This window comes from Alishewanella tabrizica (assembly GCF_014652375.1).
GTDB lineage: Bacteria > Pseudomonadota > Gammaproteobacteria > Enterobacterales > Alteromonadaceae > Alishewanella > Alishewanella tabrizica.
In genome coordinates this window covers 480,388-492,288 of the sequence record NZ_BMYR01000001.1, presented here as the reverse complement: position 1 = coordinate 492,288, position 11,901 = coordinate 480,388, and the positions used below count along the sequence as shown (strand labels likewise).

Sequence of the window (11,901 nt, the reverse complement as noted above, 5' to 3'; positions counted from 1 at the left end):
TTATTGTTCAATCCGATAACAAGGTTGGTATTGGGTGCCAGGGAGCTTCATACGACCTTGATCCACAAAGGCGCTAAGTAGTTTGTCCATAAGCTGCATCAAAGACGTTTCTCCACGTAACACAAAGGGGCCATGTTCTCGAATAGCACGGATGCCCTCATCTTTCACGTTCCCTGCGACAATACCTGAAAAAGCTCGACGCAAATTAGCGGCCAGTTTGGCTTTGTCTTGTTCTAGGTGCAAGTCAAGTGCGGCCATATTCTGATGATTCGGGATAAAAGGTTGTTGGAAATCAGGTTGGATATCGAGCGTCCAGTTAAAATGATATGCATCGCCGACCGACTTACGATATTGACGTACGGCTTGGCACCCCAGTTTGAGACGTTTCGCTACTTCTGCTGGATCATCGATAATGATATCTAATAAGTCGAGCGCCTCTTTTCCTAAGGTTTTCTCAACAAATTCAGCAATTTCGTTAAAATACGCGGCACTGCTTGCTGGCCCAGTGAGTATGATGGGTAATTGCTGATTAGCATTACGTTCATCCAACATAATACCCAACAAATACAATAACTCTTCAGCTGTTCCAGCACCACCTGGGAAAATGATAATCCCGTGCGCAACCCGAACAAACGCCTCTAAGCGTTTCTCGATATCGGGTAAAATCACCAGCTCATTTACAATAGGATTCGGTGGCTCAGCTGCAATAATACTTGGCTCAGTTAAGCCTAAATAACGGCCATTACGAATACGTTGTTTACTATGACCGATGGTAGCCCCTTTCATAGGGCCTTTCATGGCACCTGGGCCGCAGCCCGTGCAAATATTCAAGCCGCGTAAACCCAGCTGATAACCCACTTCTTTGGTATAATCGTACTCAACTTGCCGAATGGAATGTCCTCCCCAGCATACGATCATATTAGGCTCACTGGTTGCATCAATCACTCGGGCATTACGTAATATATCAAAAACACTGTGGGTTAAATGGGCACTATTGGTTAAATCTAAGGGATTAGTGTCTACACTATGCCGGGTGTGGTAAAAGAGAATATCGCGTAGAACGGCAAACAAATGTTCATGTATGCCTTTAATAATCTGGCCATCAACAAAGGCGCTTAACGGTGGATTGTTAAGTTCAATTTTAATGCCGCGCTCGCGCGCAAGTAAATTAATCGAAAAATTCTGATATTGATCGTAAATCTCTGCTGAGCTATCGGTATGGCTGCCTACATTAAGGACGGCTAAGGCACAGTTTCTAAATAACTGAAATGCGGATTGTTCGGTGTTCTGCTGTAGGCGTTCTACTTCCAGTTGTGATAATAAATCCATTGCCCCGATTGGGTTAAGATGCACTTGCATCGCGTTACTCCTCGTTTACGTGACAGCTTGCCACGACGTCATTTTATGGCAATTCGATCCCTGCCGTCTTTTTTAGCTTGATACAAAGCTTCATCAGCACGATCAAAGGCTTGTCTTGGTGTTTCGTCATTTAACATTTCTGTCGCACCAAAAGAAATAGTAATGGGTACACTTTTATTTCTAAATTTAAAGGGGATCTTTTTAATCTTTTCTCGTAGCAGGTTTAACGGTTCTAGCAATTGTTGCGCGCTGGTTTCTGGCATTAAGATCACAAACTCTTCACCGCCATAGCGTGCAATAAAATCGGTTTGTCGAATCGCGTTTTGTAGGGCTTTGGCAATAACTTGTAGGGTTTTATCGCCGGCACTGTGTCCGTAGCTATCATTGATATTTTTAAAGTAATCGATATCACCCAAGATAATACACAGCGGTTTTCCAAAGCGTTTAAAGCGCTTGAGTTCTAGTTGTAAGCGTTCATCATAGGCAGCACGATTAGGAATGCCGGTGAGTGAATCACGTAAGCTTCTAAAGTTTTGTTCGGTTAAGCGTTGTTTAAACAGTAGAGCGTCTTGTTCAAGTTCTTTTACGCGTTGCTCCATCGTGCTTAAGATTTGATATATTCTTGCACGCTCTTGTTTTTCGAGTTGTTCTTTTTCCGATAAGGATGAGGTGAGATCACTCATCCGATGGATCACGAGACGTTTTAATTGCTCAAGCGATTGGGCTTGTGCCGTTTGTTGGCCGAGATTATCAATTTGCTGTTCAATTTTTTGATTAAGCTCAGCGAGTTTTTGTTGTAATTGGCTCGAATCCTGAAGTGTACTTTCAACAGCGCGTTGTACCGTCGCCAGAGCATCATTAAGTTTTATTAAAAAGCTCTCAGAGGATAACCGCTCTTCATTAATACCATTAACAATAATGGTGATTGAACGTAAACAAGTATCTAATAAAGCCTCAATGTTAAGTTGTCCAAGCAAGCTGGATTTTATGTGCTCTACTTCTACCGTGTATTTACCGGTGAACGTGAGTTCACTCAATAAATTGGTCAGTTCCAGTGTGATTTGGCGACAAATATGGCCATAGCGTTCTTCATCAGGAGGAGTGCTATCGTGCTGCTGTCGGGTTTTTAATGCTAATTGGTAAAGTTGGGTAAGGCCACTGAGTTGCGGTAAAAATGCTTGCAAGGTTGCAGTGGGTTGCTCTACGGTACTGAGCAGTTGCCTTAGCTCACGTCTTAGTTGATCAGGTAAACCCCGTTGCTGTTGCAGTAGACGACCCGCTTCAGTGAGATCCTGTTGAACTTGCCGAATGTCTTGTTGTTGCTTTTTTTCCAACTGTTGCAAACTATTACTGGTTTCTTCTAAAAACGGCATCAGTTTTTCTAAATCTGCATTTTTTGCTAATTCGGTGCGTAACTTGGCTAATCGATTATCAAGTTCTAAATCAATGCCTTTGCACAATAATGACAAGCGTAACACAAACTGCGCTAACAGCTTAAACTGCTGCGTGTAGGTACGTTCTAAAGATTGGCGTGCGCTGACTGCTTCGCTTAATTGTTGTTTGAGATCTGATTGCAATCGGGCCACCTTACTTTAACGCTAGCAGAAAAAGGTTGTTTATTAAGTATATACTCAAACAACCTTAAGATGCGAGCATCACGACTATCGCTTTATGCAGGGGCAGATGGTAGAACAAAATACTGTCTAGTTTGCCAAGAAAAAAGCGAGCTAGGCTCGCTTTGGTAGGGTGTTTTTTTATTGTTGTCTGTGTCTTACGTACGAATGATGTTACTTCGTTAAATAGTAAGGCAACCAGCTCATTTCTTCATCAGGGGTAAGATAGTGCATAGTTCGGTTCCATATTAATCAACAGCCTGCTGTTGGGACATCAGGCTGAAGTATTAGACCAAAAATTACACTAAATTGAAAGCTAAATTGAAAGTGAAATTGTACTGTTACACGCAGAGTTACCATCTGGGAGCTCTAAAAACATGAACCGTCTCGAAGATTAGTGTTCAAGAGTAGCTAAAACGCGGAAAAAAGTTAGCTTTCACAACAGACGCTCAGCGTAAAAGAGTATTTATATAGCTACTTATTAAACTATACGCTGAGCTAAATGTTTAAAAATGTTTTCTGCTTGGTATGTTTTCAGTGTGCGTTACAGATTATTGGCGGCTTAAACGAATATTAGGCGCCGTATATGGCTCACTGCTACGCAAAGGATTAATGTCTAACCCACCACGACGCGTATAGCGTGCATAAACAGCTAAACAGTCTGGTTTTGCCATTTGCCAGATATCATTAAAAATTCGCTCAATACATTGCTCATGAAACTCGTTATGGCTACGAAAACTGATCAAATACTTCAGTAATGCTTCATGTGATATCGCGGTGCCACGATAATGAATAAAGACACTGGCCCAATCTGGTTGCGACGTGATCAAGCAATTCGATTTAAGTAAATGTGAGTGGAGTTTTTCATCTACATGGCCACGCTCTGGGGCAAGCGCCAGTAAACTGGGATCATATTGGTATTGTTCTATACTAATATCTTGCTCGTCTAGGCAGATACCGGGAATCCATGTAGGTTGAAATGCCATGATTTCACTTACGTTATGTAAGCTTACCTGTACGGGTTTACCTGCGCAGGCAGATAAATCATGTTGTAACGCCTGATACACTAATCCTAAATCAGCAAAGCGGCTTTGATTAAAACTGTTTAAATACAGCTTAAACGACTTGGATTCAATCAAATTAGGCGAATCAAAAGGGACCACAAAGGTGGCTAACGCCACCATCGGCTTACCTTTGGCATTGAGCCACGATAGCTCATAGCCATGCCAAATATCTTGCCCAACAAAAGGCAAATTAGCAGCAGATAAGCCCAATGATTGCCGACCCAAGCTACGTGGCACGGCTTGTAATAATGAAGGAGTATAGTGATCGATATAATCGGTTATTTTACCAAGACTCAACTCGGCTAAAACGTCGGCATGGCTTTTTGTCATTTCGGTGTCTTTTTAGCTACAATAGCCATTATATTATCACAAGTGATTCAGGGAGTAGAGGTGTCAACGCAACAAGCCTATGCAAATTTTATCGAGCGCAGCCTTGCCTGGCATGCAGCCAAGCAGCTGGAATTAACCACCTGGGCGGATCCTGCAAGTCCCTCACCGTGTCAGCAGCAATGGATAGCGGAAGATCGGGTGCGTTGGCAACCCGTAGCACAACAGCCAAGTGCTGATTTTACGAATGTTGAACAGGCCTTAGACGTTGACTTGCATGCCGATATAAAAACGTTTTACAGTAGTTTTTATGGTGCAAACTTGGCTGCCACGCACGCTCGCGGCAACTTAGCGTTACTTATGCCGTGGAATGCTGCAGACATCGCTCGCTTGCAAGAAAATATTATCGGACATTTTTTGATGAAGCGGCGTCTTAAGCAGCGTGAAACTGTCTTTTTCGCCGTGACGGATGATGAAAATATCGTCTTATCGATACTCAACAGTACTGGTGCCGTTTACTTAGAGCCGGTGGGTAAAGAGGTGAGTGAGTTGGTGGCTCCGGATCTGGAAAGTTTTTTAAACAGCTTAACGCCGCTGGCTTATTCTCCACTATTTGACTGACATTCCCACGCAATATTACTCATGATAAAGCACGATGTGCAGCGAAAATCGAACAGTCCAGCTTGTGGCGGGCTGATACGCCAAGGCTTGCCACAATTTGGGCAGGTTTTATTCGGTTCGCTGTTACAATCATGAGCGCTACCACTATATAAAGCATAATAAATCGGCAGGTTGTTAATTTTGCTTAAATGTTTGCTTAATTGACGACCCACACGATTTAGCGTGCTATGCCAACCTTGTAAACTGTTCTCCGCTACTTTGTGCAACACACGCTGCTCTTGCAATTGAATTTCGTCGAGTGCTTGAAATTGTAATTGCCAGCGGATCAATGCTTCATGATCGTTTTGCATGGGAGTAAGCCAAAATAAGGGCACGGGTTGTAACGTTTCAGCACAACGAATAGGTGAGCAGGTATCGGCAAAGGTGGTAAATAACACACATTCTTTGGGCAGGCTGCTGCAACTGGTTTGCGACAATATATCTTGGCCAAGCACGTGATATCGTGGGTAGCTTAGCCCAGCTGCGCCGAGCAGTTGTTCAGCGCTACGGCCTTTATCACTATGCCATTTAGGCTGTAATGCATCTTCGCTAGGTACGACAATCCGACTAACAAATTCCTCTTGTTGCCATGCTGTGGGAAACTCGCGGCCCAATACTTGGCCATTGAATATCAAGGCTTCAATATACTGTCGGATAGCCTGTTCAGCATGCGCAAACTGTGTATCAGCAATAATTTTAAAACGTAATTCAGCGAGATACATTAGCCTGTTCCAATAAGGCTAAAACCCGATCGAGTTTCTGTTCAATCCGCTGTAAGTGACTGCTGATATCTTGTTCTGTGTTGATGGCTTGGATGGCAGTTACGTCGGCGTCAGTTACTGCATCGGTTAAAAAGGGTTCAGGATGTTGCCGCCAATGCTGATAAGCGCTAAACAATTCTGGAGGGCTAAGTTGGCCTGCTAAGCGTGCTTTAAACAGGGCCAAACTGGGTTGCTTGCCCTCTTTTCGCAACGTTGTTGCGAGCTGTTGTAACAATTGAATACCCGATGCCATGGTGAATCGCCAAGTCCACTAAAAAGAGGTGTAATTTACCATTCATTCGGTTTTATAAAAAGTATCATTTATTTAAGTTATTGAAAATAAAATAAATTAATCTTGGCATTTAATTTGCTGACATTACATTCGCAATGTAAGGTCAATACTGAGGTATTTGGCTGTTTTTTTCTGAGCGCTATGTATTTGTAAAGACGCAATGCGTAAAGAAGTAGTCTGTAAAAAATTAACATGTAGAGAAGAAGGGAGCAATTATGTTGTTAAACAAAGTGTTATTAAGTAAAGCAATCGCAATCGCCGTGATGACTGCCACACTGAGCGGTTGTGTGGTGGCCATTGGTGATAAAAATGGTCCGCAAACCGACAGCAGCTTGGCGAAAACGCAAGCCTTTAATGTACAGCAAATTAATCAGTTACAATTGGGTATGCCAGCAGAAACCGTGCGCGCGCAATTAGGGACGCCTGATTTTTCTGAAATGTTTCAAAAAGAGGGCGAGCAAATTTTAGTGTTATTTTATCGCACCCATCAGCATAAAGATCAGCATAAAACGACAAAAGACGCATGCACGCCCTTAGTGTTTAAAAATAATGAACTCACTGGCTGGGGGGATAAAGCCTATCAATATTTATAAGCACTCAGGTTGCCGCTAAGCGTAGCTTAATGACTTAGAATAGCAGCAATAACATGGAGGAGATTGCTGCCATTTACGCAGTTTATTGATGTAGTGAGATTTGCTGATGATACCCAGTGGTGTTATCTCTAAACACAAAACACAAAACACAAAACACAAAACACAAAATGCTATGCGGATATCAATGTGGTTGATGTAATAGATTATTTAATTCATCAATCGCGCCACACCAATCGGCATCTTCACGCCAAGCTTCTTGCATAAACATAGCTTGGGCATGGTTCCAAAACGGTGCTTTTGTTAACGATACACTGGCTGCCAGCGGATGCTGTGCCACAAAACGTCGTATGTCTGCTTTCGAATTCGCCAGACCTAATTGGGCAAATAGATCGCGTAATGTGTATTGATTTATATCCATCATTCCTCTCCATTTTACTAAGTGTAGTTCAGAAGCCGCGTTATGTTCGATTTATTTTGAGTAGTTAGTAAGTCACACATAACATTTAAAAAAACGGACTTGGCAAGATGGAATGACACTGTTATGGTGGATAAAAAAACAACAACCTTAGGTGCGATATGTTAGCTCAATTCAGTGATGTTGAACCCGCTCATTTACGTGCAGCGCTGCTGGGCGGTGAAGATCTTAAACTGGCAGCCTCATTGCTTTATCAATCGTATCATGATGATCCTTTGTTTATGGCTATTTTTCGTGCGAATGCCACCGATTATGAGGCGCGATTACGTTCTGCAATTCGCGAGGAGCTCAGTACTTTTTGGCAAGCTGAACAACCTATTATTGGGTTGTTTTATCACGAACAATTACTCGGGGTCGCCTGCGTAGTCGGACCCGACTCGGGGATTGGTAGTAGCCGTTTATGGCATTGGCGGTTAAAAATGTTACTCACCGCAGGGTATGTGTCTACTAAGCAATTGCTCGCAAAAGAAGAAAAAATTCATGCTGCGATGCCAGCAAAACGTTATCACATGCTCGCATTTATCGCGGTATCTCCCAAGTATCAGCATGCAGGGCTGGGCCATTACCTCATCCATGCCGTTGATCGCTTAGTCGACGAAGATGTTGCCTCTGCCGGTATTGGTGTCTTTGTCACCTTAGAAAAGTATCATAATTTTTTTGCGGATGATAAATATTATCGAGTCAATGACTTAGTGTTTGGATCGGTGAGTGGTACGTTAATGTTCCGGCCAAGGCAAGATCGTCGTTCTGAAAGTGCCTAAATTTAAATAATACAACACGTTAACGATGAACCTTTGTGTGCGAGGTAGTGATGTCACGTTTTACGTCTTTTCAGCAATTTTACCCTTATTATTTGCAAGAGCATGCCGATGCCCGTTGTCGGCTGATGCATTATATCGGTAGCAGTTTAGTCTTATTGGTTTTGGTGTTTATATTATTAACGGGGGCATGGCTATGGCTATTAAGCCTGCCGGTGATCGGTTATGGATTTGCTTGGTTTGGACACATGGTTTTTGAACACAATAAACCTGCGACATTTCAATACCCTTGGTACAGTTTGGCCGCTGACTGGGTTATGTATAAAGATTTTTTAACAGGGCAATTACCTGCTAAGTTAGCACAAGCTGGGATTTCTCAAGGGTAAAATAGTCATGGCTTGCGGCTAAATGCGATGGGGCGGTAACGTGAATTGCGCTAAATGTAAGCCTTGTAATACCAGTTCTGCTTGATAGCGGCTCTCGCCATCACTGCTAAAGTCTACCTGGAAGTAGGTTACCCAACGTCTGCGACCATTTACCCTGGCAAACCGATGCCCATGCCTGCCACATTCTAAAAATTGCAGCTGATGCTGTCGACATAATTGCTTGGCCAGATGAACCGCGCGTTCGTCTTGCTTGCGTTGTAACCAAAATCCATAAACCAGGCTGACGAGCAGTAATAAAAACCAAATGGTAGACATGTCTTCTCCTTGTAAATGTACATAGTGGTGATCGCCAGCACATTTTGCAAGATGAGCAAGCGCGATCAAGCTCGAATCTTGTGGCTATTTTGGTATAAAATACACGTCTTTAGCCCACGCCGGAGAATGGAGTGAATAATGTCTGAGCGAGTTGCACTGTTACTAGACGATCTTGAGGCAGCATTAAAAGCAACGGCATTGTGGCAGGCGCATGCCCCTAGTGCGCAAGCATTGGCCAGTAGCGCCCCTTTTTGTTGTGATACCATGCCATTAGAGAATTGGTTGCAATTTGTATTTATTCCTAAAATGAGACAGGTGCTTGCTGCTGCAGGGCACTTACCGCATAAGGTACAGATACTGCCAATGGCAGAGCATGTTTACGCGAATAAGTCGTCAGAAGTTGCTAGCTTATTAGCGGTGATTAAGAGGTTAGATACGTGTCTGAATTAACGATTTTGTATCAAGACGCGTACCTGGTGGTGGTAGATAAACCCAGTGGCATGTTAGTTCATCGCTCTTTCTTGGATAAACACGAAACGGAATTTGTGTTACAACGTTTGCGAGATCAACTGGGCCAACATGTTTATCCAGTTCATCGCTTAGATAAACCCACGTCGGGTATACTCGTTTTCGCCTTGTCTGCTGAAATTGCGCGTGCGTTAGGCGAGCAAATCGTCGCAGGACATTGGCAAAAAGGGTATCTTGCCGTTATTAGAGGATTTTTGAAGACGGCAGGTACCCTCGACTATCCTCTGAAAGAACAGCTTGATAATATTGCTGACAAGTTTGCGCGGCAAGATAAACCAGCTCAAGAGGCTGTTACGCGGTATCAACCGCTGCATACTGTTGAACTACCTTTTTCTGTTGGGCGTTATGCGACAGCTCGCTATAGCTTAGTGGCATTACAACCTCTTACGGGCCGAAAACATCAGTTGCGGCGGCATCTTGCCCATTTACGCCACCCTATTGTCGGTGATACTAGCCATGGTGATGGGAAGCATAATGCATTTTTTAAAACGCAATTTGCAAATACACGATTATTACTCTGTGCCTATACCTTGCGGTTTCCGCATCCTGTCACTGGCGTTAACTTAACGTTGCATGCCGGTTTAGCTGAATTGGCCCTGCTGTTCGCGCAGTTTGCTTGGCCAACGGAGCCAGCATATTATCAAACAATGTTTAACCAATTTTTGGAGCAAGAACCATGCAAAAAATCGCAATAATGGTAGGCAGTGTCTACGGCGGTGCAGAATATGTCGCAGAACAAGCTTTACCTTTATTACAAGGCAAAGGCTATCAGGTGCAATGGTTTCAACCTGCTGACCTGGATGCCGTTTTAGCTTTTAATGCAGATTGCTGGCTTATCATTAGTTCGACTACTGGGCAAGGTGATATTCCTGACAGCTTATTTCCTTTTTATGCTGCTTGCCGAGATCGCTTCCCTTTATTAACCGGTAAAAAGTTTGCTGTCTTAGGGTTAGGAGACAGTAGCTATGGCGACACCTTTTGCGCCGCCGGACGCCAAGTATTTGAGTTGATGACAGAATTGCAAGGTGAGGCTATAGCGCCTATGTTAGAAATTGACGCAGGCGAGACCTTACAAGCAGAAGACGTGGCATTACCTTGGTTAGCGCAACAGTTTTAGCAATATTTATCTAGCTTTTTGTAGCTGCGTGCTCCCGCGGCTTGTAGCGCGGGATCATATTCTGCAGCAAAACGTTCATGCCACATGGCCGTAGCGCCACAGACGGCTGCCGGCATCACCAATAAGTTAAAGACCGGGATCATACTGCCTACGGCGATAGCACTGCCAAAAGAGAGGCTTAACTTTGGTGATCTTCGGACCTGAGCGCGTAATTGTAGAAAACTTATTCGATGATTATCAAAAGGATAATCAATATATTGCAAACTATAAAACCATGCACTGCATAAAAACCATAGTACAACTCCGATAATCGGGATAAACCAACACAGAATAAACAACACTATGGCTCGGGGCAAAAGGTAACAAAGTTTTTGCCATTCTCGCCCTAACATTCTTGGGCAATCTGCAATAAATTGTTTTAGGGTAATATCAGGTAGATTCAGGGCTGGCGCTTGCCCGGTAAGCGCCACTTGCCGGGCATTGAGCAATTGTTCGGTTTTTTCACTTAATAAGCCATTAAAAGGCGCTGCGATGATATTGGCAACCATCGTAAAGCTATAGGCAAAGCTAACGATAAGGGAGAATAATCCCAAGGGAATAAGCAGAAATTCCAGCCAATGTAACCATTCAGGTAAGCTACTTTGCAGCGAGTTAATCAGCGTGCGTAGTACTTGCCATAACCAAATAAGTGCAGCAAAAAAAATCACAATATTGATTAGTAGCGGGATCAAGACAAAGCGTTTAAGTCCCGTTTGTCCTAATAAGCGCAGACCTTTAAAAAAATAGCCCATAAGTGCTCTCTTACATCTTATATAACGCCATTATAACGCTGCTTATGTAAGCTTGAGCAGCGAAATCGTAACGAGGTATTGCTGTGCAAGGATAATACTGTTACTGTCGTCTTATGTGTGATAAATAAGGATGTTTTATGTTTCTAAAAGGTGTTTTTGTTGGTTTTGTCCTGCTTGTTGGCTTTATGCTCTGGTGGTATGTTGGATCGTTTCAACCCCTTGCCAACGAGGTAACACAACCTACTACAATAAAGAATGCAAAACCTGATAAGGTTGCAATTGAGCAGCCTACCACTGAAGAAAACCTTGAAATTACGACTACTTTCCTTACTCAGTCAGAACTTACGCAGTCAGATGTCTTTCAAACAGAGGTAACCCCAAGTAGTGACAGTGCCACTTCAACAATCGCAGAACAAGTGACTGACTTTGTTGAGCAAGCTCAGAAAATGGGCGCAATTCCTTACAACCTCGCGGAAGTGATGTTAGCGCAATCAGAATTTGATAACTATGTTGACGCATTAGAGCCTGTGCATGATGTAGACTTCAAGCTGCGTGATGAATTAGAACAAGCGCTTTTCCAGCACATTGCAGATAGTCCATTACAAGCAGACTTACACCGTATTAACTGCGGTGGTGGCTTCTGTATGGTGATGTTGTCAGGTGATAATGAACAGCATATTGAAGAAATGTTTAGGGCAGCAATCAAACCTCAACGTATTCGCGCAATATTTAGCCGTGTTAATCGTAAAGAGGGTGTAGCACAATTACGTATAATCTTAAGCTACAGTGACGCTATATCAGGTATTTCTGTACCAGCAATAGTAGCAAAATAGCCGTGAGTTACTCATGAGTATTTCACGGC

16 protein-coding genes are annotated in these 11,901 nt (G+C 43.2%); 8 read left to right on the top strand and 8 right to left on the bottom strand.

Annotated features, from left to right (window positions below; genetic code table 11):
* The 3 genes from ppnN to queF all read right to left on the bottom strand — a co-directional run bounded on the left by ppnN (position 1) and on the right by queF (position 4,366).
* Positions 1 to 1,359, bottom strand: coding sequence for a nucleotide 5'-monophosphate nucleosidase PpnN (ppnN, locus tag IE070_RS02265; protein ID WP_189480004.1), 1,359 nt, complete (start codon positions 1,357 to 1,359; stop codon positions 1 to 3).
* Between the two features lie 38 nt (positions 1,360 to 1,397).
* Positions 1,398 to 2,945 carry a GGDEF domain-containing protein gene (locus IE070_RS02260; protein WP_189480003.1) on the bottom strand — a complete coding sequence of 516 codons (1,548 nt, stop codon included), beginning with the start codon at positions 2,943 to 2,945 and terminating at the stop codon, positions 1,398 to 1,400.
* A 578-nt stretch (positions 2,946 to 3,523) separates the two neighbouring features.
* A complete protein-coding gene (gene queF, locus IE070_RS02255; protein ID WP_189480002.1) occupies positions 3,524 to 4,366 on the bottom strand; it encodes an NADPH-dependent 7-cyano-7-deazaguanine reductase QueF in 843 nt (280 codons plus the stop codon).
* A 60-nt stretch (positions 4,367 to 4,426) separates the two neighbouring features.
* Here queF and syd point away from each other — a divergent pair, with 60 nt between their 5' ends.
* Entirely contained in the window at positions 4,427 to 4,984 is a 558-nt protein-coding gene (syd, locus tag IE070_RS02250) for a SecY-interacting protein (RefSeq protein ID WP_189480000.1), read from the top strand.
* Here syd and IE070_RS02245 read toward each other — a convergent pair.
* A complete protein-coding gene (locus IE070_RS02245) occupies positions 4,963 to 5,745 on the bottom strand; it encodes a DUF2310 family Zn-ribbon-containing protein (RefSeq protein ID WP_189479999.1) in 783 nt (260 codons plus the stop codon). The two genes, syd and IE070_RS02245, sit on opposite strands and share 22 nt — an antisense overlap.
* Positions 5,732 to 6,037, bottom strand: a complete 306-nt coding sequence (locus IE070_RS02240; RefSeq protein WP_189479997.1) for a hypothetical protein — start codon at positions 6,035 to 6,037, stop codon at positions 5,732 to 5,734. The genes IE070_RS02245 and IE070_RS02240 overlap by 14 nt, the downstream gene beginning before the upstream one ends.
* Before the next feature lie 254 nt (positions 6,038 to 6,291).
* On the opposite strand from IE070_RS02240, the gene IE070_RS02235 reads away from it, so the two are divergent.
* A complete protein-coding gene (locus IE070_RS02235) occupies positions 6,292 to 6,669 on the top strand; it encodes a DUF3192 domain-containing protein (protein WP_229796893.1) in 378 nt (125 codons plus the stop codon).
* Positions 6,670 to 6,850: 181 nt separating this feature from the next.
* Here the strand turns inward: IE070_RS02235 and IE070_RS02230 are convergent, their stop codons facing one another.
* Positions 6,851 to 7,090, bottom strand: a complete 240-nt coding sequence (locus tag IE070_RS02230; protein ID WP_308428920.1) for a DUF2789 domain-containing protein — start codon at positions 7,088 to 7,090, stop codon at positions 6,851 to 6,853.
* A 155-nt stretch (positions 7,091 to 7,245) separates the two neighbouring features.
* Between IE070_RS02230 and IE070_RS02225 the strand changes: the two genes are divergently transcribed.
* A complete protein-coding gene (locus IE070_RS02225) occupies positions 7,246 to 7,905 on the top strand; it encodes a GNAT family N-acetyltransferase (protein ID WP_189479995.1) in 660 nt (219 codons plus the stop codon).
* A 50-nt stretch (positions 7,906 to 7,955) separates the two neighbouring features.
* On the top strand, positions 7,956 to 8,288 hold the full coding sequence (locus tag IE070_RS02220) for an Mpo1-like protein (protein ID WP_189479993.1): 333 nt from the start codon (positions 7,956 to 7,958) through the stop codon (positions 8,286 to 8,288).
* Positions 8,289 to 8,306: 18 nt separating this feature from the next.
* Here IE070_RS02220 and IE070_RS02215 read toward each other — a convergent pair whose 3' ends face one another.
* Positions 8,307 to 8,603, bottom strand: a complete 297-nt coding sequence (locus IE070_RS02215) for a DUF3301 domain-containing protein (RefSeq protein ID WP_189479991.1) — start codon at positions 8,601 to 8,603, stop codon at positions 8,307 to 8,309.
* Between the two features lie 138 nt (positions 8,604 to 8,741).
* Here IE070_RS02215 and IE070_RS02210 point away from each other — a divergent pair, with 138 nt between their 5' ends.
* From IE070_RS02210 to IE070_RS02200, 3 genes are read left to right on the top strand one after another with little or no spacing between them, the layout of a single operon-like run.
* Positions 8,742 to 9,053, top strand: a complete 312-nt coding sequence (locus IE070_RS02210) for a YqcC family protein (protein ID WP_229796892.1) — start codon at positions 8,742 to 8,744, stop codon at positions 9,051 to 9,053.
* Positions 9,041 to 9,826 carry a tRNA pseudouridine(65) synthase TruC gene (gene truC / locus IE070_RS02205; protein ID WP_189479989.1) on the top strand — a complete coding sequence of 262 codons (786 nt, stop codon included), beginning with the start codon at positions 9,041 to 9,043 and terminating at the stop codon, positions 9,824 to 9,826. The genes IE070_RS02210 and truC overlap by 13 nt, the downstream gene beginning before the upstream one ends.
* Complete coding sequence (locus IE070_RS02200; protein ID WP_189479987.1) at positions 9,808 to 10,248, top strand: flavodoxin domain-containing protein; 441 nt, start codon at positions 9,808 to 9,810, stop codon at positions 10,246 to 10,248. The genes truC and IE070_RS02200 overlap by 19 nt, the downstream gene beginning before the upstream one ends.
* Here IE070_RS02200 and cysZ read toward each other — a convergent pair.
* Positions 10,245 to 11,039, bottom strand: a complete 795-nt coding sequence (gene cysZ / locus IE070_RS02195) for a sulfate transporter CysZ (RefSeq protein WP_189479985.1) — start codon at positions 11,037 to 11,039, stop codon at positions 10,245 to 10,247. The genes IE070_RS02200 and cysZ overlap by 4 nt on opposite strands.
* 137 nt (positions 11,040 to 11,176) lie before the next feature.
* On the opposite strand from cysZ, the gene IE070_RS02190 reads away from it, so the two are divergent.
* The gene (locus IE070_RS02190) at positions 11,177 to 11,872 is read left to right on the top strand and encodes a hypothetical protein (RefSeq protein WP_189479982.1); all 696 of its coding nucleotides are present in this window, start codon (positions 11,177 to 11,179) and stop codon (positions 11,870 to 11,872) included.
* Positions 11,873 to 11,901 lie beyond the last annotated feature (29 nt).